Below are 21,374 nucleotides of genomic sequence, written 5' to 3'. Positions count from 1 at the left end.
CGCTTGTCCGCTCCGGCAGGCGCCGGGGCCCTGCACCGCCCCCTACCGTCCTGGCATCCCACCAGGACGGACGAGAGGCGCGCACCGTGCAGGTGTCCACCACCGAGTGGCTGATCCACGACTACCGCGAGGACGACCTGGCGGCGGTCGTCCATCTCATCGACACCACCGCGGGCCTCGGCCAGGAGTCGGTGTTCTCACTGGCCGAGTGCATCACCGCGCTCACCTCCCGGCAGCCCGCGGTGGTCGCCGTCAGCCGGGGCGTCCCGATCGGTGCCGCCCTCGCGCACCTCGCCGGGGACCGCGCCTGGGTGATGCGGATCGCCATCGCCCCGGCCTGGCGCGGCCGCGGACTCGCCAGCGCGCTGCTCCGCGAGCTCGAACGCCGGCTGGTGGAGCGCCGGGTCCGGCGGATCGCCTACGTGCTGCCCGAGGAGGAGCAGCTCGGCGAGGGACTGCAGAACGCCGGGTACAGCCGCCGGCCGGCCGTCGCCTACTTCGAGAAGACCGAGCCGCAGCACGGCCCGTCGGCCGGCCTGCTGGAGGAGCTGGGCGGCCGCGTGCTGCCCGGCGACCTGTGGCAGAAGGTGGCCGGCATGGAGGCCGAGAAGGCGCTGATCGAACGCCGGGTGGTGCTGCCGCTCGCCGAGCCCGAGCGGGCCGCCCGGCACGGTGTCCGGCCGCCGCGGGCCGTCGCGCTGTTCGGGCCGCCCGGCACCGGCAAGACCACCTTCGCCCGGGCGGTCGCCTCCCGGCTCGGCTGGCCGTTCGTCGAGCTGCTGCCGTCCCGGCTCGCCGACGAGGGCAACCTCGCCGCCGCGCTGCGCACGGCCTTCGCGCGGATCGCCGAACTGGAGCGGGTGCTGGTCTTCGTCGACGAGGTCGAGGAGATCGCCCCGGTGCGCGGCGAGGGCGCGCCCGGCGGCATGCACGGGGTCACCAACGAACTGCTCAAGCTGATCCCGGGCTTCCGCGAGGGGGAGGAGCGGCTGCTGGTGTGCGCCACCAACTCGATCCGCTCGCTCGACCCGGCCTTCCTGCGCCACGGCCGGTTCGACTACCTCATCCCGATCGGCACGCCGGACGCGGCGGCCCGCCGGGCGATCTGGTCCCGGTACACGGCCGGCCGGGCGGGGGTCGACCTCGCCGCGCTGGTCGACGCCAGCGGGCTGTTCACCCCCGCGGACATCGAGCACGCCGCCCGGATCGCGGCCCAGGCGGCGTTCGAACGGGACCTCGGCGAACCCGCCGAGGGGCAGCGTGCGACGGTCGGGGCGGGGACGGAGGACTACCTCGCCGCCATCGCCCAGTGCCGGCCGACGGTCACCCCGGCGATGACGGCGGAGTTCACCGCCGACATCGGCTCGCACGCCCGCGTCTGAAGCGGCGGCCGGCCCGCCGTACTCCACCCGGCCGCCGCCCGCGCACGGCGGCGGCCGGGCCGCCGGCTCAGCTGCCGGGGTGGGCGCCGACCGCGTCGCGGATCTGGTCGCCCAGCCCGCCGTTGGCCCGCGCGCAGTTGCCGCAGCAGAAGAACATCCCGGCCACCTCCACGCCGTGGCCGACGATCCGCACGCTGCAGTGCTCGCAGCGCGGCGCGAGCTTCTCCATCGCGCACTCGAAGCTGTCGAAGGTGTACGTGTCGCCGCTGACCGTCTTGATCTCGAAGGACAGCCAGTAGTCGTTCTTGCACACCACGCAGACCGCCATGGTCTCCACCTCGTTCCGTCGTCCGTGTTCCGGGCCTTTCCGAGTGTCCGGCCGGTCCGCGGGGGCGGCAATCGGTGGGCTGCCGAACGGCGGCCGCGGACCACCCGCACGGGTGGGCGGCGCCGCGGGCCCGGGCGGGGCTCAGCCGCGGGCGCCCGTGGCGGGCAGCACCGGCAGGCCGGCGTCCTCCTTCACCCGCTTCATCGTCATCAGCGAGTTGACCTGCGCGATCCCCGGCAGGCCGGACAGCACGTCGGTGATGAACCGCTCGTACGCGGCGACGTCCGCCACCGCGATCTTCAGCAGGTAGTCCGGGTCGCCGAACAGCCGGTGCGCCTCCACCACCTCGGGCAGCTCGGCCACCCGCTGCTCGAACTCGGCCACCGTCGCGCGGTCCTCGTGCCGCATCACCACCGTCACGAACGGCTGGAAACCGCGGCCGACGGCGGCGCCGTCCAGCATCGCCCGGTACCCGCGGATCACCCCGGACCGCTCCAGCTGCCGCACCCGCCGCAGGCAGGGCGAGGGCGTCAGGCCGACCCGGTCCGCCAGCTCGGCGTTGGTCAGCCGGCCGTCCTGCTGGAGTTCGTGGAGGATTCTGCGGTCAGTGCGGTCCATGGCGCAACATTCTGCCAAACCACCCCGTTGAACTGCGCAAACAGGTCATCGCCTGCTTCGTGATTCCCGCTACCTTCGGTCACCGACACCCGACCCGCCGGCCACGGAGAGCACCGCACCGCCATGGACGCACACGCCCTGATCCTCTTCCTGGGGGTGGACCTCCTGCTGGTCTGCACCCCCGGGCCCGACTGGCTGCTGATCGCCGCCCGCGGGCTCGGCCAGGGCCGCCGCGCCGCGCTGCTCGCCGTCGCCGGCGTCTGCGCCGGGTACACCGTCCACACGCTGCTCTCCGCCGCCGGCCTCGCCGCCGCCCTGCGCGCCGTCCCCGCCGTGCTGCCCACCCTCCGCTGGGCCGGCGCCGCGTACCTCGCCGTCCTCGCCGTCACCATGCTGCTCTCGCTGCGCCGCGACGGCGGCAGCCTCCCCGAGGCCCGTCCGCAGCCCGCCCGAGCCGTCCTGCGGCAGAGCGTGCTCACCGCCCTGCTCAACCCCAAGGGCCTGCTGCTCTACCTCTCGCTCGTCCCGCAGTTCGTCGACCCCGCGGCCGCCCTCCCGGTCGGCGGCCAGGTCCTCGCCCTCGGCGCGGTGAACGTCCTCTCCTGCGCCCTCGTCTACGCCGGTGTGGCCCTCGCCGCCGGCCGGGCCCGCGCCTCCCTCGGCTCCACCCCGACCGCGGCCCGCCGGATGACCGCCGTCTCCTCCGTCCTGCTGCTCCTGGTCGCCGGCGTCACCGCCACCGCCTGACGCCCGCCGAACAGCGGCTCGGAGAAACCGAACTGATCACACGTCAGACACCTCGCGGCCGCCCGGCCGAAGGGTTCTGCGCATACGCTTCACCGGTATGACAGGGGACGGACACCGCGGGCACTACATCGTGTGCGGGGGGAACGCACTGGCCCACCGGCTGGTGCTGGAGCTGACGGAGCACTACGAGGTCCCGGTGGTCGCCGTGCTGCCGGACCGCGACCGCGACCACGGGCCGCGGATCGGGCGGCTGCCGGGGGTCGCCGCGGTGCTGGAGCACGGCTCGGTCACCGAGCAGGCGCTGCGGGCCGCCGGGGTCGAAGGCGCGCTCGGCATCGCCCTGGTCGACGGCGACGACCAGCAGAACATCCACGCGGCGCTCACCGCGCAGGGCGCCAACCCGGGCATCCGGATCGTGCTGCGGATGTTCAACCAGCGGCTCGGCGAACACATCGAACGGCTGCTGCCCAACTGCGCGGCGCTCTCCGGCTCCGCCACCGCCGCCCCGGCCTTCGCCGACGGCGTCCTCGGCCGCCCCAACGCGGTGCCGGTCGGCGGACGCTACCTCTACGTCGCCTACGACGAGGACATCGGCGCGGGCCGGCTCTGCCTGGTCGCCGACCGCATCGACCGGCAGGACCTCTCCCGGCTCCGGCTGCTGCCCGACACCGCCGGCCGCGCCGCCGAGTTCATCGAACTGGCCCGGAGATACGGCGACAACGGCCCGCCCGGCACCGACCCCGCCGACCCGCCCGCGCCGGCCGCCGGCCCCGGCGGACTCGCCGCCCTGCAGGCCCTCGGCTCCGAACCGCCGCTGCGCATCCCCTGGACCTCCCGGCTGCGCTGGACGCTGCTGGACGCGCTGCGCTACGTCACCGGCGTACGGATGCGGCTGGTGCTCAGCACCGCGTTCGCCGCCGTCCTCCTCAGCACCGCCGTGCTCTACCTCGCCCACCGCGACGCCGGCTGGACGCTGTACCTCGCGCTGCTCGACCTCGCCGGCGCCGCCCAGCCGGACGACCCGGCTGCGGGCGCCCCGGGCGGGATCTGGACCAGGGCCGCCCAGGTGGTCATCACCTTCTGCGGGATCACCTTCATGCCGGTGGCGACCGCCGTCGTGGTGGAGGCACTGGCCAGCGGCCGCCGCGGCGTGCCCCGCGCCCCGAGCGCCGGGGTGCGCGGCCACGTCGTGGTGGTCGGCCTCGGCAGCGTCGGCATCCGGGTGGCCACTCTGGTCCAGGACACCGGCGTGCCGGTGGTCTGCGTCGAACGGGACCCGCAGGCCCGCGGCATCGCGGCCGTCCGGGCGCGGGGCATCCCGGTGCTGGTCGGTGACGCCCCGCTGGAGAGCCAACTGCGCCGGGCCCGGATCCACAGGGCCCGGGCGCTGGCCGCCGTCACCAGTGACGACGCGGCCAACCTGGAGGCCGCGCTGGAGGCGCGGGCCGTCCGTCCGGACATGCGGATCGTGGTCCGGCTGTTCGACGACGACTTCGCGCACCACGTCTACGCGACCCTCGGCAACGTCGCGTCCCGCTCGGTCTCGTACCTCTCCGCACCGGCCTTCGCCGCGGCGCTGATGGGCCGTGAGGTGCTGGGCACCCTCTCGGTCTACCGGCACGTGCTGCTGATCGCCGAGGTGGCCGTCGACGACGTCCCCGGCCTCGCCGGCCAGGACCTGCACGGCATCGAGCAGCCCGGCGGCGTCCGGGTGCTCGCCGTCCGGCTCGCCCGGCGCCCCGCCGACCTGCAGTGGAACTTCGCGGACCGGGCCCGCCGGCTGGCGGCGGGCGACCGGATCGTGGTCGCCGCCACCCGCAGCGGGCTCGCCCGGCTCGCCGCCCCGGTGCCGCCGGCCGGTGCGGCGCCGTCCGCCGCACCGCCGCCGCCCCGCAGTCCGGAGCCGCCGACCGTGAGCCGGTGAGAGGTCAGCCCGTGACGCCGGCCGCCTTCGCCGCCTCCAGCCAGGCGGGGTAGGCGGCCAGCAGCCGCCCGTACAGGACGTCGTCGGCGAGCGAGCGCGGGTGCCGGCCGATGGCGCAGAAGCCCGCGTTCGGCGTGGCCCGGCCGTCCAGGCCGGTCAGCGAGCGGAGGAAGGCGAAGTGCTTGGCGTCGTGCTCGCCGAAGCCCAGGAACTGCCAGAAGACCGGCAGCTGCGAGGAGGACCGGAGCAGCGCCAGCACGTCCTTCTTGTCGAAGGCGGCGCCGTCCGTCTGGAAGATCACGAAGGCCGGGTCGGTCGCCCCGCACTCCCGGTAGTGCTTCAGCACGGCCTTCATCGCCGGGGCGTACCGGGTGCCGCCGAACTTGGCGCCGACCGCCGTCCGCACCTGCTGCACCGCGCCGGAGTGCCGCCCGATCACGACCTCCTGCGCCTCGTACGCCCGGTCGTTGAAGAGCACCACCGGCACGGTGCCGTCGTCGTCGAGGTTGGCGGAGAGCGCCAGCGACTGCTCGGCGAGGCGCTGCACCGAGCCGTCCCGGTACAGGCCGCTCATCGAGGCGGAGTGGTCGAGCACCAGGTAGACGGCGGCGCGCCGGCCGTCCAGACCCTGCTTGCGCAGCGAGACCGCGGCCGTCTTGTAGAGCGACACCAGTGCGGGCGCGGTGGCCTGCAGCTTGTCGAGGCTGATCGCCGGTCCGGCGCCGGCGCGGGCCGGTCCGGCCGGCCGTGCCGCAGCCGGTGCGGGTGCGGCCGGAGGCGCCTCGGCCGGTGCGGCCCCGGCGTTCCGGCGGCGGCGGAAGAAACTCCACATGGTCGAACCCCCCTGCTGTCGCGAGATGTGATCGTCGCAGGCAGCGGCCCCGGTGCGCAATGGATCGCGCACCGGGGCCGGGCGGGGCCGACGGGCCGTCAGCGGCCCTGGAACTCGGGCTTCCGCTTCTCGGCGAAGGCGGCCATGCCCTCCTTCTGGTCGGCCGTGGCGAAGGCCGCGTGGAAGAGCCGGCGTTCGAAGCGGACGCCCTCGGCGAGGGTGGTCTCGAAGGCGCGGTTGACGCTCTCCTTCATCATCACCGCGGCCGGCGCCGACATCGCGGCGACGGTCTCGGCGACGGCCATCGCCTCGGTCAGCAGGTCGGCCGCGGGGACGATCCGGGAGACCAGGCCGGCCCGCTCGGCCTCCTCGGCGCCCATCATCCGGCCGGTCAGGCAGAGCTCCATCGCCTTGGCCTTGCCGACCGCGCGGGTGAGCCGCTGCGAGCCGCCGATCCGGCTTGCGGAGCTGGCCGAGCCGGTCCCACGGGCCGAGCCAGTCGTCCAGGTAGACGTCGGGGAAGCGGTTGCCCTGCATCTCCTTGATGTCGGCGCCGGCCGCGAAGGCCTTCTCCGAGCCGGTGACGACCAGACAGCCGATCTCCGGGTCGCGGTCGAAGGCGGTGGCGGCGGCCACGACCTCGTTCATCAGCTGCGTGTTCAGCGCGTTGAGCGCCTTCGGCCGGTTGAGCGTGATGATGCCGACCCGGCCCTTGCGGTCCACCAGGATCGTCTCGTACTCGGTCATCGTCCTTGATTCCCTTCGCTGCGCCGCCGCTCGGCGTGCGTCCTGACGGTGGATACGATCTCCGACCGACCGGTCGGTGCGCCAGTCTCGCCAGGCGAGACGGTCGTCACCTCAGGCCCGGTCCAGGCCGAGCGGCTCGCCGGACGGCACGAAGAAGCGCGCCACGTCCTCGGCGGAGACGTCGGCGAGCGCGGCCGGCTTCCACTGCGGGTTGCGGTCCTTGTCGACCACCTGGGCGCGGATCCCCTCGACCAGGTCGTGCGAGTCCAGTGCGGCGCAGGAGATCACGTACTCCTGCTCCAGCGTCTCGCCGAGGCTGCGGTGGCCGCGGGCCCGGCGCAGCGCGGCGAGGGTGACCTTGAGGGCGGTCGGCGACTTGGCGCGGATCTCCGCGGCGGCGGCCGCGGCGGCGGGCCCGCCGGCCGCGTCGAGCCGGTCGAGGATCTCCTCGACGGTGTCGGGGGCGTAGCAGTGGTCGATCCAGCCGCGGTGCTCGGCGAGGGCGGCGGCCGGCGGTTCGGCGGTGTGCGCGGCGAGTGCCGCGTCCGGGTCGGTGCGGGCGAGCGCGGCGGTGAACGACTCCAGCGCGGCCGTGGGCACGAAGTGGTCGGCGAAGCCGCACAGCAGCGCGTCGCCGGGGCCCATCGAGCCGGAGGTGAGCGCCAGGTGGGTGCCGAGCCCGCCGGGGGCGAGGGCGAGCAGCCGGCTGCCGCCGACGTCCGGCATCAGGCCGATCCGGGTCTCCGGCATGGCGACGTTCGACCGCTCGGTGACGACCCGGACGGAACCGTGCCCGGACAGGCCGACGCCGCCGCCCATGGTGATGCCGTCCATCACGGCGACGTACGGCTTGGGGTAGCGCGAGATCAGGTGGTTCAGCCGGTACTCGTCGGCGAAGAACACCCGGGCGCCGGCCCCGCCGGCCCGCGCGTCGTCGTGCAGCTCCCGGATGTCGGCGCCCGCGCAGAGCCCGCGCTCGCCGGCGCCGGTGAGCACCACCGTGCGGACGGCGTCGTCGTCGGCCCAGGCCAGCAGGGTGTCGCGGATCTCCAGGAGCATCCCGTGGGTCAGCGCGTTCAGCGCCCTCGGCCGGTCCAGGACGATCCGTCCCGCCCCGCCGTCCCGTCGGACCTGCACACTCATGCCCCTGCTCCCGTCTCGATGGCCGTGCCGGGGGAAACGATACGGGTGACCGGTCGGCGGGACCGGCGGTGAGGGGCGGGCATGGGAACCTTTCTGGACATCACCCTCGCGGTGGCGCTGGTGCTGCTGCTCGGACGGACGACCTTCCGGCGCGGCCCCAACGCGGGCAGCATGGCGCTCATCGTGGTCGTGGGCGGGATCGGGCTGTGGCGCGGGCTCGGGTCGGGGGCCGGCTGGCTGGTGCCGGTCGTCTTCGCGGTGCTGGCGCTGGCGCTGCTGCAGGTCGCGCTCGCGGTCGCGGTCCTCGGCCGGGTCAGAGTCGCCGCCCCCGCCGAGCTGCGGGGGGAGATCCTGGCGGCGGCGGAGCGGGCGGACGGCCCGAGACTCCTGGTGCTGGCGGTGGCGCCGTTCGGGACGGTGCTCGTCCAGGGGATCGCGGAGGAGCCGGTGAGCACCTCCGTCCGGCTGACCGAGGGCTGCCCGATCTGCTTCGTCGAGGGCGTCGCCCTGGCGGTGTCCGAGGACGGGACCGCGGTCGACGACTACCGCGGGCGGCTGGCCGAGGGGGCCAACCAGCTGCTGCGGCTCAGCCGGGGCGTGATCGACGACCGCTGGCGGGCCGAGCTCCGCCCGGTCAGCGGGCCGCGGAAGACCTTCCGCCCGGTCGCCTGCCCCGTCCACCCCGCGTGAACGGGGCGGGCGGGACAGGCGACCGGGCGGGAGCGCCGGGGCAGGTGGACCGGGCGCAGCAGGCGGCGGGTCAGGGCAGGATGCGGCCGGTGACCTCGCCGAAGCCGATCCGGCTGCCGTCGGGGCCGGGGGCGGTGGCGGTCATCACGACCTCGTCGCCGTCCTCCAGGAAGGTGCGGGTCGTGCCGTCGGGCAGCTTGACCGGGTTCTCGCCGTTCCAGGTGAGCTCGATCAGGGCGCCGCGGGTGTCCACCTCGGGGCCGCTGACCGTGCCGGAGGCGAACAGGTCGCCGGTGCGCAGCGAGGCGCCGTTGACCGTCATGTGGGCGAGCTGCTGGGCGGCCGTCCAGTACATGGTGGCGAACGGCGGCCGGGAGATCCGGTGGCCGTTCAGCGACACCTCGATGGCCAGGTCGAGGCCCCAGGGCTCGCCGTCGCGGTCGTCGAGGTAGCCGAGCGGCTCCACGTCGCGGGCGGGCGGTGCGACCCGGGCGTGCTCCAGGGCGTCCAGCGGCACGATCCAGGGCGAGACCGAGGTGGCGAAGGACTTGCCCAGGAAGGGGCCGAGCGGCACGTACTCCCAGGCCTGGATGTCGCGCGCGGACCAGTCGTTGAGCAGGCAGACGCCGAAGACGTGCTCGCGGAAGGCCGACATCGGGACGGCGGTGCCGAGCTCGCTCGGCGCGCCGACGACGAAGCCGACCTCGGCCTCGATGTCGAGCCGGCGGGACTTGCCGAAGCTCGGCGCCGCGTCGGCGGGCGCCTTGCGCTGCCCGTTCGGACGGACCACCGGCGTGCCGGAGACGACCACCGTGCCGGCCCGGCCGTGGTAACCGATCGGCAGGTGCTTCCAGTTCGGGGTGAGCGGCTCCGACCCGGGGCGGAAGATCCGGCCGAGGTTGGAGGCGTGGTGCTCGGAGGCGTAGAAGTCGACGTAGTCGGCGACCTCGAACGGCAGGTGCAGTTCCACCTCGGCGAGCGGCAGCAGGCACGGCGCCACCGCCGGGCGGTGCGCCTCGTCGCCGAGCCACTCGGTGACCGCGCCGCGGACCTCGCGCCAGGTGCGGTGGCCGGCCGCCATCAGCGGGTTCAGGGTGTCGGCGTCCAGCAGGACGGACGGCGCACCGACGGCCCGGGCGGCCGCACCGGCGTCCAGCACGTGGTCGCCGATCCGGACGCCGATCCGGCGGCGGCCGGGCTGGTCGTTCGCGCTGAAGACGCCGTACGGCAGGTTGTGGATGGCGTACGGCGAGTCCTGCGGGATGGCGAGCCAGGTCAACGGTCCTCCAGCGTGGGTGGGTGGAGCAGGCCGAGGTCGGCCAGGTCGGCGAGGGGTTCGGCGATGCTGCAGGTGCCGAAGGAGGTGAACGAACGTCGCGCGGCGGCGACCCGGTCGTCCGTCAGGGCGGCCACCGCGGCGGCGACCACGGCCGGCGAGCGCTCCTCCAGCGCCGCCACGGCGCCGTCCCGGTCGCCCGCGGCGGCGGCCAGCAGCACGTTGAGGAAGCCGTGGTGCTCGAAGCCGGTCACCGGGTCGGTGTGCCGGACGGCGTGGTGCAGCCCGGCGGTGCACTTGTACGGCACCGCCCGCTCGGCGCAGCCGACCAGGAAGGCCGCCAGCTCGCCGACCGGCGGGAAGGCCGCGGCGGTGAGCCCGCCGGTGCGGTACTTGGCGCGGTGGGGGGTGCCGGCCAGGGCGTCCAGCGAGTCCTCCGGCCGGCCGTCGCGCGGCAGTTCGACGGCCGCGGCGATGCCCTCGGGCAGTTCGGCGGCGAGCTGCGCCACGGTGGCGGCGACGTCGTCGGTGGCGATCTCGATGCCCACCACGTCGAGGCCGGCGGCCTCCTTGAGCGCCGCGGCCGGGCCCGCACTGCCCCCCGGCAGTACCAGCCCGACCGGCAGCGGGCCGGTGCCGGCGGTGCGGACGAGGTCCGCCAGCCGGCCGGGGCCGCAGAGGAACGGGCCGACCGCCGCCGCGTACCAGGCGGTGCGGTGGCCGCGGTGCGCCGGCACCGCCTCGGCGAGCGGCAGGTCGCCGGGCGGGAAGAGCGCGGCGTCGTCGAAGAGGCCTGCGTACAGCGGTGTCACCGGTTCGGCCCCCGTCCGCCCGACCACGTCCAGGCGTAGCCCGGGTCCTCGCTCGCGGTGCCGCCCTCGCCGAGCTCCAGCGGCTTGAAGGTGTCGACCATGACGGCGAGCTCGTCGAAGAACTCGACGCCGATCGAGCGCTCGTACGCGCCCGGCTGCGGGCCGTGGGTGTGGCCGCCGGGGTGCAGCGAGATCGAGCCCTGGCCGATGCCCGAGCCCTTGCGGGCCTCGTAGTTGCCGCCGCAGTAGAACATGACCTCGTCGCTGTCCACGTTGGAGTGGTAGTACGGCACCGGGATCGACAGCGGGTGGTAGTCCACCTTGCGCGGCACGAAGTTGCAGATGACGAAGTTGTTGCCCTCGAACACCTGGTGCACCGGCGGCGGCTGGTGGATCCGGCCGGTGATCGGCTCGTAGTCCTCGATGTTGAAGGCGTGCGGGTACAGGCAGCCGTCCCAGCCGACCACGTCGAACGGGTGGTGCGGCACGGTGTAGCGGGTGCCGACCACGCCGTTGGTGCCGCGGTGCTTGACCAGCACGTCGACGTCGGTGCCGTCGACCAGCAGCGGCCCGACCGGCCCGCGCAGGTCCCGCTCGCAGTACGGCGCGTGCTCCAGCAGCTGCCCGAACCGGGACAGGTAGCGCTTCGGCGGGGTGATGTGGCTGTTTGCCTCGATGCAGTACGCGCGCAGCGGGCCGTCGCCGGTGGGCACCCAGCGGTGCGTGGTGGCCCGCGGGACGATCACGTAGTCCCCGCGGTGGACGTCCAGCGAGCCGAACACCGTCTCCACGGTGGCCTCGCCGTCCTCCACGTACACGCACTCGTCGCCGAGCCCGTTGCGGTACAGCTCGCTGGGCGCCCCGGCGACCACGTACGAGATCCGCACGTCGGAGTTGCCGAGGACGAGGCGGCGCCCGGCCACCACGTCGGTGCCCTTCCACTCCTCGCCGAAGAGCTGGTGCAGCTTCAGGTGGCGGGGGATCAGCGGAAGGTTGGGCGTGGTGGCCTGGCTCGGCAGCTCCCACGGCCGGGCGTCCACGATCGCCGAGGGGATGCCCCGGTGGTAGAGCAGCGAGGAGTCCGAGCTGAAGCCCTCCTCGCCCATCAACTCCTCGTAGTACAGCCCGCCCTCGGGCGTGCGGTGCTGGGTGTGCCGCTTGGGCGGGATGTCGCCCAGCTGCCGGTAGTGCGCCATGTCCCGGTCTCCTCGTCAGGGGGTGGGTCAGAGGTTTCCGCGCTTCTCCTGCTCGCGCTCGATGGCCTCGAAGAGCGCCTTGAAGTTGCCCTTGCCGAAGCCCAGCGAACCGTGCCGCTCGATGAACTCGTAGAAGACGGTCGGGCGGTCGCCGATCGGCTTGGTGAAGATCTGCAGCAGGTAGCCGTCCTCGTCGCGGTCGACCAGGATGCCGCGGGACTTCAGCTCCTCGATCGGGACGCGGACCTTGCCGATCCGCTCGCGCAGCTCCGGGTCCTCGTAGTAGGAGTCCGGGGTGTTCAGGAACTCGACGCCGCGCGAACGCAGCACGTCGACGGTGGTGAGGATGTCGTTGGTGGCGAGCGCCATGTGCTGGCAGCCGGCGCCGGTGTAGAACTCCAGGTACTCGTCGATCTGCGACTTCTTCTTCGCGATCGCCGGCTCGTTCAGCGGGAACTTCACCCGGTGGTTGCCGCTCGCGACGACCTTGGACATCAGCGCGGAGTACTCGGTGGCGATGTCGTCGCCGACGAACTCGGCCATGTTCACGAAGCCCATGACCCGGTTGTAGAACGAGACCCACTCGTCCATCCGGCCGAGCTCGACGTTGCCGACCGCGTGGTCCAGCGCCTGGAACAGCCGCTTCGGCGCACCCTCGGGCCGCTGCACCTTGGTCTCGGCGACGACGTAGCCGGGCAGGTACGGGCCGGTGTAGCGGGAGCGGTCGATCAGGGTGTGGCGGGTCTCGCCGTAGGTGGCGATCGCGGCGCGGCGCACGGTGCCGTTCTCGTCGGAGACGTCGTTCGGCTCCTCCAGGACGGTGGCGCCCTGGGCGCGGGCGTGCGCGATGCACTTGTCGACGTCCGGCACCTCCAGCGCCAGGTCGACGACGCCGTCGCCGTGCCGGCGGTGGTGGTCCAGCAGCGGGCTGTCCGGGGAGACGCCGCCCTTGATCACGAAACGGCAGGAGCCGGAGCGCAGCACGAAGGCCTTGCGGTCGCGGCGGCCGGTCTCCGGGCCGGAGTAGGCGACCAGCTCCATGCCGAACACGGCCTGGTAGAACTGCGCCGTCTGGGTGGCGTTGCCGACGACGAACACCACCGCGTCCTGGGCGGTCACCGGGAAGGGGTCGCCCGCGGGGTCGTGCTCGACCAGGCCGACGAGCGTGCGGAGCTGCTCGGCGTCGAGGCCGGCCTCCAGCTCGGCGGGCGTGAGTTCCACGGCGTTGGCGGTCATCGGTGCTCCTCCACGTTGAGGTTCTCCGCACCGCGAGGGGTCGGGCGGTAGCGGTTGCGCAGAGCTTGCCTCCGGTCCCGGGGTTGGGCAACAGCTGCGATTTCCACTGATCAATGTGTACAAGGTGAGCAGGTCGGGGCCTGGCGGGCTGTACGGATTGCCCAGTCATCGGGCCACCGGGGAGAGGTGCTGCGCGAACCAGTCCGCGGCCAGGGCGGCGACCGCCTCCAGCGCACCGGGCTCCTCGAAGAGGTGGCCGGCGTCCGGGACGACCGCCAGCGACACCGGTGCCCGCAGCTGCGCCTCCGCCCGCCGGTTCAGCTCCAGCACCGTGCGGTCGGCCCCGCCGACGATCAGCAGCACCGGCGCCGCCACCCCGGCCAGCACCGGCCCGGCCAGGTCCGGCCGCCCGCCGCGGGAGACCACCGCGGCCACCCGCAGATCCGGCTCGGCGGCCGCCCGCAGGGCCGCGGCCGCGCCGGTGCTCGCGCCGAAGTAGCCGACCGGCAGCCCGGCGCAGTCGGGCCGGGCGGTGACCAGCCGGGTCACCTCGGCCAGCCGCCGGCCGAGCAACCCGGTGTCGAAGACCTTCTCCCGGTCGATCTCCTCGGCGGGGGTGAGCAGGTCGAACAGCAGAGTGGCCAGCCCGGCCCGCTCCAGTTCGCCCGCCACGTACCGGTTGCGCGGGCTGAGCCGGCCGCTGCCACTGCCGTGCGCGAACAGCACCAGGCCGAAGGCGTCCTGCGGCCGGGTCAGCACCCCCGGCAGCTCCACGCCGGCCGCCTCCAGGGTGATCTCCGGGTCCTGCGGCTCCTGCTGCCGGGCCGCGGCCTCGTCGAGCAGCGCGACCACCTCGGCGTCCGAGGTCTGCGAGAAGTCCGTGTAGAACTCGCCGATCGCCCAGAACCGGGCCGGGGTGTGCGGGCAGACCAGGTCGTCGACGTCGTCGCCCAGCCGGGCCGCCCAGTCCTGCGGCGCCACGGGCACCGCCAGCACCACCTCGGCCGCGCCGCGGGCACGGACGATCCGGCAGGCCGCCAGTGCGGTCGAGCCGGTGGCCACCCCGTCGTCCACCACGATCACCGTCCGGCCGGCCAGCGGAACGGGCGCCCGGCCCCGGCGGTACCGCTCGGCGCGGCGCTCCAGCTCTGCCCGTTCCTCCCGCTCGACCTCGGCGAACTGCCCGGGCGTCACCCGGGCACCGCGCACCACCGCCTCGTTGACCACCCGGGCGCCGCCCTCGCCGATCGCGCCCATGCCCAGCTCCGGCTGGAAGGGCACGCCGAGCTTGCGGATCACGCAGATGTCGAGCGGCGCCCGGAGCGCCCGGGCCACCGGCGCGGCGACCGGGACGCCCCCGCGGGGCAGCGCCACCACGACCGGGTCGGCCCCGCGCCACCGCAGCAGTTCGACCGCCAGCCGGCGGCCCGCTTCCTCACGGTCGGGGTAGTACATGGCTGAGCCTCTCCACGTCCACCGTACGTCCGTACCCGGGTGCGCCCCAGGGGCGGCGGATCCCCGCCCGCCTACGGCAGGGCCGCCGCCAGGACGTCCACGTAACGGATGTCGGGCGGGGCGGCGAGGAGGCGGGGGGCGGCCTCCACGAGCGCGGCGGCGATCCGGCCCTGGAGGTGGTACTCGCGGCCCTGGGCGTCGTCGAAGGTGTCGAAGACGCCGAAGACGGTCTCGCTCTCGCGGAAGGCGAACCACGTCCTGGTGTCCACCTCCTCGACGGCCATCGGCAGTGCGGAGATCAGCAGCTCGGCGACCTCCTCGGCGTGTTCCGGCTTGGCCTCGATGCGGACGAGCAGTCCGACGGGGGGCATGGGGCCTCCAGGTGGGATCGGGTGGGGCGGCGGTGCTCAGGCGTGCCGGGCGAAGTCCTCCAGCGAGACGGTGTACTCCCCGCTGTCGGCCGAGTGCCGCACGCAGTAGGCGCGCGGGTACCAGCCGGGCACCTGCCAGGCCTGCGGCTGCTTGACCGGCCGGCACGCGTCGGCCGGGTCGGCGCCCTCGGCGGCCTGCAGCGCGGCGAGCGTGACCATCGGCTCCAGGAAGGTGATCCGGGCGTCGTAGGTGCCGTACACAAAGGTGCGGGTGAATCCTCCGCCGTGCCACTCCTCGCCGGTGAGGTCGGTGAGGTGGTTGCCCATGGCGACCTGGGCGAGGCCCTTGTCGGTGTAGTCGGCGGGCAGGTACTGGGGCGGCAGCGGCTCGGTCGCGGTCGCGTAGTCGGTGCAGTCGATGAGGATGCCGCACGGACCGGGGCGGATCGCCTGCCGTTCCGCGTCGGACTGCAGGTAGAAGTGCACGTCGAGGTGGGGGCGGTCGTAGACCTTCGGCGGGCCGTGGCCGGCCGGGTCCCAGTCGAGCAGGGCGAAGTTCAGCGGCATCCCGGGCAGGTCCCGCAGCGCCCGGGGCAGGGCGAGCGCGTACTCGTGGCCGCCGGCGCACTCGCGCATCGGGTCGACGGTGCCGTCGCCGTTGCGGTCGTAGCAGTGCCGGCCGTCGGCGGGTTCGGTGGGCAGGTCGGTCAGCGAGCCGCGGGTGAGGGCGACGCCGATCTCGACGGGCTCCTCGCCGCGCAGGCGGGCGTAGACGTGTGCGGCGCCGTCGCCGAACGGGACGGGGCGGCCGTAGACGGTGCGCAGGTGCTCGGCCGCGGCGGCCGGGGCGGCCGGCAGCAGGGCGGTGGCCAGCAGGGCGGCGGCCAGCAGGCGGCGGACAGGGCGGCGGACGGGGCGGGGGCGGAGGTTCGGCGGCACGACGGCGGGCCTTTCGCAGCGGGGGCACTCCTGGCCACTGTGCCGGGCGCGGACATGACCGGCGCCCGGTGCTGCTCCGTCCGGGGGCGAGTCGGTGAACGGGCGTCAGGCGAACGGCCTTTGCATGACGGCCTCTTGACGGTGGCTTTACCGAAGCCCGACCATCATGAGCGCGTCAACTTCACGGCCGCCCACCCCCACCCCACCGGGCGGCCGCACCGTCAGGTCCCGTTCTGCCCCACCGGAATCCGGAGTCCTACGTGTCCCTGCATGCCCTTCGGCGTGCGCAGCGGCGATCCCGCCTGCGCCGTCCCGCCGCCCTGGCCGCCGTCGCCGCCGCCACGCTCGCCGCGACGCTGCTCGCCCCCTCCGCGTCCGCCGGGCCCGCCCCCGCTTCCGCGGCGGCCCCCGACATCCAGGTCGCCAACGTCAAGGCGCACCTCGCCCAGCTGCAGTCCATAGCCACCGCCAACGGCGGCAACCGGGCGCACGGCCGGGCCGGGTACAAGGCCTCGGTCGACTACGTGAAGGCCAAGCTCGACGCGGCCGGCTACACCACCGCGCTGAAGACCTTCACGTACAACGGCGCCACCGGCTACAACCTGATCGCCGACTGGCCGGGCGGCGACGCCTCGCACACGGTGATGGCCGGCTCCCACCTGGACTCCGTCACCGGCGGACCCGGGATCAACGACAACGGCTCCGGCTCGGCCGGCATCCTGGAGGTCGCGCTCGCCGTGTCGCGGGCCGGCCTGCAGCCCACCAAGCACCTGCGGTTCGGCTGGTGGGGCGCCGAGGAGTACGGCATGGTCGGCTCCAAGAACTACGTCAACGGCCTGTCCGCCGGCGAGCGTTCGAGCATCGAGGCGTACCTCAACTTCGACATGATCGGCTCGCCGAACCCCGGCTACTTCGTCTACGACGACGACACCAGGCTGGACAACCTGTTCAAGACGTACTTCTCCGGGATCGGCGTGGCCACCGAGCCGGAGACCGAGGGCGACGGCCGCTCCGACCACGCGCCGTTCAAGAACGCGGGCATCCCGGTCGGCGGCCTGTTCAGCGGCGCCGACTACACCAAGACCAGCGCCCAGGCGAGCAAGTGGGGCGGCACCGCGGGCCAGGCCTTCGACCGCTGCTACCACGCGTCCTGCGACACCAGCGCCAACATCGACGACACCGCGCTGGACCGGATGAGCGACGCCGTCGCGTACGCGATCTGGACGCTCGGCACCGAGAGCGCGCCGCCGCCCGGCAAGGTCTTCGAGAACACCACCGCGGTGGCGATCCCGGACGCGGGGGCCGCGGTGACCTCCTCGATCACCGTCTCCGGGGTGACCGGCAACGCGCCCGCCGCGCTGCAGGTCGGCGTGGACATCAAGCACACCTGGCGCGGCGACCTGGTGATCGACCTGGTCGCACCGGACGGCAGCAGCTACCGGCTGAAGAACTCGAGCTCCAACGACTCGGCCGACAACGTGATCACCACCTACACCGTCAACGCCTCCGGCGAAGTGGCCAACGGCACCTGGAAGCTGAAGGTGCAGGACGTGGCCGCGCAGGACACCGGCACGATCGCCGGCTGGAAACTGACCTTCTGACGGGCAGTGCGGAGGGGGTGCCGGAGAGGCGGCACCCCCTCCCGGGACCGACCTACGGCTGCATCTCGTAGGCGCCGGACAGCTCCTCGACCTTCGCCCAGACCCGGGCGGCCCGCTCGGCGTCGGCCACCGGGCGGCGGACGTGCGCCAGCGCCCAGGCGGCCTGCTCCTCGGTGGTGGAGGACTTGCCGTGCAGCTCGGTGGCGTGCGCGGAGAAGTCCCGCACCAGGGCGTCGAAGATCTGGTCCAGGACGTCCCCACCTTCGTCGGACGCAGTCAGGCCGGTCAGCTCCGCCTGCTCCAGCACCAGCTGGCCGTAGACGACCAGCGCGAAGAGCTGGCCGATCTCCAGCAGGAAGTCCAGGTCCTGCTGCTGCCCGGCGCTCGGGGCGTGGGCCAGCAGCAGTGCGCAGAGGCCGTCCGCCTGCTCGCGGAAGCGCGCCACGTTCGGCACGGCGGCGTGCGCGTCGTAGGCGGTGCGCCAGTCGTGGAAGCGGATCGCACCCAGGCCGCGGGCCGGGCCCTGGCGGAACAGGAACGCATCGTCCGCGGCGTCCACCCGGTTCGGCACCGGCGCGAACTCGGCCGGGTTGAAAAGGTAGTTGCCCATGAACTTGAGGATCAGCGCCAGGTTGACGTGGACGGTGCCCTCCAGCTTCGGCAGGCCGCGGATGTCCTTGGCGGCCTTGTCGAAGTAGGTGTCCGCCTCGAAGCCCTTGGCCGCGATGACGTCCCACATCAGGTCGATGACCTTCTCGCCCTCGGTGGTGACCTTCATCTTGGTCATCGGGTTGAAGAGCAGGTAGCGGCGGTCCTCCGGCGAGGCGGTGCGGAAGTAGTCCACCGCGCGGGAGCTGAACAGCTTCATCGCGACCAGGCGGGCGTACGCGTCCGTCAGTTCGCGCTTCACGTGGGCGAACTCGGTGACCCGCTTGCCGTACAGCACCCGGTTGTGGGCGTGCGTCACGGCCTCGTACATCGCGTGCTCGCAGATGCCGATCGAGGCGGTGCACAGGTTGAACTTGCCGACGTTGACGGTGTTCAGCGCGGCGTCGAAGGCGGCCTTGCCGGTGTGCAGCACGTCCTCGGCGCGCACCGGGTACGCCTCCAGGCGGAACTCGCTGACGTACATCTGCGCGTTCACCACGTTCTTGACCAGGTGGTACGCCTCGTGCCGGCTGTCGGCGGCGAAGAAGACGTAGCCCTCCGGGCCCTCCACGTCGGAGCGGCGGCCGAAGACCGACACCAGGCCGGCCACGTTGCCGTTGCCGATGTAGTACTTGGAGCCGGTGGCGGTGAAGCCGCCCTCGCCGTCCGGGGTCAGCACCATGTCGGTCGAGTAGATGTCGGCGCCGTGGCTGCGCTCGGACAGGCCGAAGGCCATCACGTGGCCCTCGGAGAGCAGCTGCGCGGCGCGGGCGCGGACGGTCTCGTTCTCGCTCTGCCAGACCGGGCCGAGGCCGAGGATGGTGACCTGCCAGGTGTACCAGTAGCCGAGGCCGTAGAAGCCGAGGATCTCGTTCAGCTCGGCGATCCGGGCGGTGTCCCAGCGCTTCGCCGGGTCGGCCGAGGACGGCGTCAGGAACTCGGCGAACAGGCCCTCCTTGGCGGCGAACTCCAGGAAGTCCGCGTACCAGCTGCGGTCGATGTAGGTGTCGATCAGCGCCTTCTTGCCGCGCGACTCGAACCAGTCGACGGTCGCGCGCAGCAGCCGGCGGGTGGTGTCGTCGAACTGCGCGGGGTCGTAGGAGCGCGGGTTGAACAGCTGCATCATCAGGTCCCAGGGGTCGAGGGTGGCGGGGCTTGCAGGCGGTGCAGGGTGGTGAGCACGTCGTCCAGCCAGGCGAGGATCATCCGCTCGTACTCGATGCCGCCGCGCAGCACCACGTGCTGGAGGCGCTGCCGGGCGTCGAGGGCGTCCGGGTCGGGGAAGTCCCGCTGCTCGCCGGAGAGGTAGCGGGCGAGCAGGGCGGCGTGCTCCGCCCGGTGCCGTTCGACCTCGGGGACGAGCGCGGCCGGGTCGTCGAAGGCCGCGGCGCGGATCTTCACGGCGAGTTCGTGCCGGACGGTCTCCGGCTCGACCGGCTCGCGCAGCCAGCCGACCAGGACGCCACGGCCGTCCGCCGTCGCCGAGTACACCTTCTTGTCCGGCCGCCCGTCCTGGGCGACCTCCTCCGCGGCGACCCAGCCGTCCGTCTCCATGCGCCGCAGCACCCGGTAGATCTGCTGGTGCGTGGCCGTCCAGAAGCGCCCGATCGAGCGGTCGAAGCGGCGGGCCAGTTCGTAGCCCGACCCGGGCTGCTCCAGGAGGGAGACGAGGATCGCGTGCTCCAGTGCCATGCCCGCATCCTGCTATGCAACGAGTTGCATAGGCAATGCGGGCGCGCCGGGGTGAGACGCACCTCACGCGGTCCGCGCGGCGGAAGAATGGCCGGATGGACGAGGTGGAGCTGCTGCGGCGGCGGATGCGGGCGCAGTTCGGGCGGGCGGAGGCCCGGGCCGCCGCGGCGGCCGGGGTGTCGGGGGGCGTGCAGGCGCAGGACGCCGGGGCGGCCCGGCTGGCGCTGCGGGCGCGCGGGGTGGCGGACCCGGGGGAGCCGGGGCGGGCGCTCGCCGCGGGGGAGACGGTGGTGCTCGCGCTGATGCGCGGCACGCTGCACCTGGTGCCGGCCGAGGACGCCCGCTGGATGCTCGGCCTGTTCGCCGACCGCAACCTGGCCGCCGGTGCCCGGCGCCGCCGCGAACTCGGCCTGACCGAGGAGGTCTGCGCCCGCGCCGGGGAGCTGCTGCCCGCCTTGCTGGACGTGCCGCGGAGCCGGGCCGAACTCGTCCGGCTGCTGAACGGGGAGGGCCTCGGGATCGACCCGAAGGGCCAGGCCCCGGCCCACCTGATGGGCTGGGCCACGGCGCACGGACTGCTCTGCCGGGGTGCCGACGTGGCCCCGCGCGAGCCCGGCTACGTGCCGCTGCCCCGGGGGCGCTCCGGCCCGGCGGACCCGGCGGCCGAGCTGGCCGGCCGCTACCTGGCCGCCTTCGGCCCGGCGGAGGCCGCCGACTTCGCCGCCTGGTCCGGTCTGCCGGTGCGCGAGGCCCGCCGGGCCGTGGCCGCCGCCGGGCCGGAGGAGGTCGCCCCGGGCCTGTTCGCCGCGCCCGGTGGGGAGTCGCCGCCGGCCGGGCCGCCGGTGGTGCGGCTGCTCGGCGCCTTCGACAACTACCTGCTGGGCTACCGGGACAGGGACGCCGTGCTGGCGCCGGAGTTCGCCCGGCGGATCAACGCGGGCGGCGGGATCGTGAAGCCCGCGCTGGTGGCGGACGGCCGGGTGCTCGGCGGCTGGCGGCGGGAGAAGGACGCCCTGGTGGTCGAGTCCTTCCGGCCGCTGCCGACGGCGGTGCGGGCCGGGCTGGACGGGGAGGCCGCCGCGGTGGCGGCGTTCCTGCAGGTCGACGCCGGGCTCAGGGTCGAGCGGCCGGTCGAGTCGTGACAAAAGGGTGATAATCGGGCGTAAAGGTTAGATAAGGGACACAATGGGTACGGGGCAGTCGCCTGCCTCGTCACCGACCTTGGAGGTGGTTCCCGGTGTCGACCCAGCTTCCGGGTATGGAGCGCCATCCGGACATCCTTGCAATGCGTGAACACTACGAGCGCGTCACCTCGACGATGCTCGCGCAGGGCGTCGAAGCGCTCTGCATCGTCGCCGGCATCTTCCTGGCGATCTCCCCGTGGGTCGTCGGGTTCGCCCTCTTCCCTGCCGCGGGCGGCATCCAGGGCGTGACCCTGAGCAACCTGATCTGCGGTCTCACCTTCGCCTTCCTGCTGGGCGGCTACGCGACCGCGTTCGAACGCACCCACGCACGCGCCTACGCCGGACTGGCGCTCGGCGTCTGGACGATCGTCGCTCCCTGGGCGACCGTCGGCGACCAGGCGTTCTACCGGACGATCTGGACCAACTGCGTGACCGGCGCCGTGATGGCCTGCCTCGCGGGTGCGGCGATCGCCATGGCGATGACCGGCATGTCCTCGAAGATGGGTAGGAGCCGCGGATGACGGAGACCGACACGGACAACCCCCTGACGGGT

The 21,374-nt window shown here is 73.8% G+C and carries 20 protein-coding genes and 1 pseudogene; 7 read left to right on the top strand and 14 right to left on the bottom strand.

What is annotated here, in order from left to right; translation table 11 throughout:
• The first annotated feature begins 92 nt into the window (after window positions 1-92).
• Window positions 93-1,382: a bifunctional GNAT family N-acetyltransferase/ATP-binding protein gene (locus IE98_RS0107035; RefSeq protein ID WP_030265900.1), complete on the top strand. Its 1,290-nt coding sequence runs from the start codon at window positions 93-95 to the stop codon at window positions 1,380-1,382.
• A gap of 67 nt (window positions 1,383-1,449) precedes the next feature.
• Here IE98_RS0107035 and IE98_RS0107030 read toward each other — a convergent pair whose 3' ends face one another.
• Together IE98_RS0107030 and IE98_RS0107025 are read right to left on the bottom strand one after the other, a co-directional pair.
• Window positions 1,450-1,710 carry a hypothetical protein gene (locus IE98_RS0107030; protein WP_030265899.1) on the bottom strand — a complete coding sequence of 87 codons (261 nt, stop codon included), beginning with the start codon at window positions 1,708-1,710 and terminating at the stop codon, window positions 1,450-1,452.
• A 141-nt stretch (window positions 1,711-1,851) separates the two neighbouring features.
• On the bottom strand, window positions 1,852-2,328 hold the full coding sequence (locus tag IE98_RS0107025; RefSeq protein ID WP_030265896.1) for an Lrp/AsnC family transcriptional regulator: 477 nt from the start codon (window positions 2,326-2,328) through the stop codon (window positions 1,852-1,854).
• Window positions 2,329-2,451: 123 nt separating this feature from the next.
• On the opposite strand from IE98_RS0107025, the gene IE98_RS0107020 reads away from it, so the two are divergent.
• Window positions 2,452-3,075: a LysE family translocator gene (locus IE98_RS0107020; protein ID WP_030265893.1), complete on the top strand. Its 624-nt coding sequence runs from the start codon at window positions 2,452-2,454 to the stop codon at window positions 3,073-3,075.
• A 97-nt stretch (window positions 3,076-3,172) separates the two neighbouring features.
• The gene (locus IE98_RS0107015; protein ID WP_078660817.1) at window positions 3,173-4,999 is read left to right on the top strand and encodes an NAD-binding protein; all 1,827 of its coding nucleotides are present in this window, start codon (window positions 3,173-3,175) and stop codon (window positions 4,997-4,999) included.
• Window positions 5,000-5,003: 4 nt separating this feature from the next.
• On the opposite strand, the gene IE98_RS0107010 is transcribed toward IE98_RS0107015, so the two are convergent.
• From IE98_RS0107010 to IE98_RS0107000, 3 genes and pseudogenes are all read right to left on the bottom strand, one after another.
• Window positions 5,004-5,831 carry a VWA domain-containing protein gene (locus IE98_RS0107010; protein ID WP_078660816.1) on the bottom strand — a complete coding sequence of 276 codons (828 nt, stop codon included), beginning with the start codon at window positions 5,829-5,831 and terminating at the stop codon, window positions 5,004-5,006.
• A 98-nt stretch (window positions 5,832-5,929) separates the two neighbouring features.
• Window positions 5,930-6,578: pseudogene (locus tag IE98_RS42125) on the bottom strand (enoyl-CoA hydratase-related protein).
• Window positions 6,579-6,689: 111 nt separating this feature from the next.
• On the bottom strand, window positions 6,690-7,721 hold the full coding sequence (locus IE98_RS0107000) for an enoyl-CoA hydratase/isomerase family protein (protein ID WP_030265884.1): 1,032 nt from the start codon (window positions 7,719-7,721) through the stop codon (window positions 6,690-6,692).
• Between the two features lie 81 nt (window positions 7,722-7,802).
• Between IE98_RS0107000 and IE98_RS0106995 the strand changes: the two genes are divergently transcribed.
• Window positions 7,803-8,411 carry a hypothetical protein gene (locus IE98_RS0106995; protein ID WP_030265880.1) on the top strand — a complete coding sequence of 203 codons (609 nt, stop codon included), beginning with the start codon at window positions 7,803-7,805 and terminating at the stop codon, window positions 8,409-8,411.
• Between the two features lie 70 nt (window positions 8,412-8,481).
• Here the strand turns inward: IE98_RS0106995 and fahA are convergent, their stop codons facing one another.
• The 7 genes from fahA to IE98_RS0106960 form a co-directional block, all read right to left on the bottom strand.
• Window positions 8,482-9,690: a fumarylacetoacetase gene (gene fahA / locus IE98_RS0106990; RefSeq protein WP_052390217.1), complete on the bottom strand. Its 1,209-nt coding sequence runs from the start codon at window positions 9,688-9,690 to the stop codon at window positions 8,482-8,484.
• The gene (locus IE98_RS0106985; RefSeq protein ID WP_030265874.1) at window positions 9,687-10,499 is read right to left on the bottom strand and encodes a hypothetical protein; all 813 of its coding nucleotides are present in this window, start codon (window positions 10,497-10,499) and stop codon (window positions 9,687-9,689) included. The genes fahA and IE98_RS0106985 overlap by 4 nt, the downstream gene beginning before the upstream one ends.
• Window positions 10,496-11,695, bottom strand: a complete 1,200-nt coding sequence (locus IE98_RS0106980; RefSeq protein WP_030265871.1) for a homogentisate 1,2-dioxygenase — start codon at window positions 11,693-11,695, stop codon at window positions 10,496-10,498. The genes IE98_RS0106985 and IE98_RS0106980 overlap by 4 nt, the downstream gene beginning before the upstream one ends.
• Window positions 11,696-11,722: 27 nt before the next feature.
• Window positions 11,723-12,931, bottom strand: coding sequence for a 4-hydroxyphenylpyruvate dioxygenase (gene hppD, locus IE98_RS0106975; RefSeq protein ID WP_030265868.1), 1,209 nt, complete (start codon window positions 12,929-12,931; stop codon window positions 11,723-11,725).
• A gap of 165 nt (window positions 12,932-13,096) precedes the next feature.
• Window positions 13,097-14,386 carry a phosphoribosyltransferase family protein gene (locus IE98_RS0106970; protein ID WP_030265865.1) on the bottom strand — a complete coding sequence of 430 codons (1,290 nt, stop codon included), beginning with the start codon at window positions 14,384-14,386 and terminating at the stop codon, window positions 13,097-13,099.
• 71 nt (window positions 14,387-14,457) lie between these two features.
• On the bottom strand, window positions 14,458-14,757 hold the full coding sequence (locus tag IE98_RS0106965; RefSeq protein ID WP_030265862.1) for a putative quinol monooxygenase: 300 nt from the start codon (window positions 14,755-14,757) through the stop codon (window positions 14,458-14,460).
• Between the two features lie 36 nt (window positions 14,758-14,793).
• Window positions 14,794-15,696 carry a hypothetical protein gene (locus IE98_RS0106960; RefSeq protein ID WP_030265859.1) on the bottom strand — a complete coding sequence of 301 codons (903 nt, stop codon included), beginning with the start codon at window positions 15,694-15,696 and terminating at the stop codon, window positions 14,794-14,796.
• Window positions 15,697-15,962: 266 nt separating this feature from the next.
• Between IE98_RS0106960 and IE98_RS0106955 the strand changes: the two genes are divergently transcribed.
• Entirely contained in the window at window positions 15,963-17,297 is a 1,335-nt protein-coding gene (locus IE98_RS0106955) for a M28 family metallopeptidase (protein WP_052390245.1), read from the top strand.
• Between the two features lie 52 nt (window positions 17,298-17,349).
• Here the strand turns inward: IE98_RS0106955 and IE98_RS0106950 are convergent, their stop codons facing one another.
• A complete protein-coding gene (locus IE98_RS0106950; RefSeq protein ID WP_420706169.1) occupies window positions 17,350-19,068 on the bottom strand; it encodes an acyl-CoA dehydrogenase family protein in 1,719 nt (572 codons plus the stop codon).
• Window positions 19,069-19,070: 2 nt separating this feature from the next.
• Complete coding sequence (locus tag IE98_RS0106945; protein WP_030265847.1) at window positions 19,071-19,637, bottom strand: PadR family transcriptional regulator; 567 nt, start codon at window positions 19,635-19,637, stop codon at window positions 19,071-19,073.
• A gap of 95 nt (window positions 19,638-19,732) precedes the next feature.
• On the opposite strand from IE98_RS0106945, the gene IE98_RS0106940 reads away from it, so the two are divergent.
• The gene (locus IE98_RS0106940; RefSeq protein ID WP_052390216.1) at window positions 19,733-20,779 is read left to right on the top strand and encodes a winged helix DNA-binding domain-containing protein; all 1,047 of its coding nucleotides are present in this window, start codon (window positions 19,733-19,735) and stop codon (window positions 20,777-20,779) included.
• Between the two features lie 143 nt (window positions 20,780-20,922).
• Window positions 20,923-21,342, top strand: coding sequence for an SPW repeat protein (locus IE98_RS0106935; RefSeq protein WP_234443428.1), 420 nt, complete (start codon window positions 20,923-20,925; stop codon window positions 21,340-21,342).
• The last annotated feature ends 32 nt before the right edge of the window (window positions 21,343-21,374 follow it).

It is taken from the genome of Streptomyces sp. NRRL B-24484, from assembly GCF_000717715.1.
Lineage (GTDB): Bacteria > Actinomycetota > Actinomycetes > Streptomycetales > Streptomycetaceae > Kitasatospora.
This window is presented reverse-complemented; position numbering and strand designations above follow the sequence as displayed.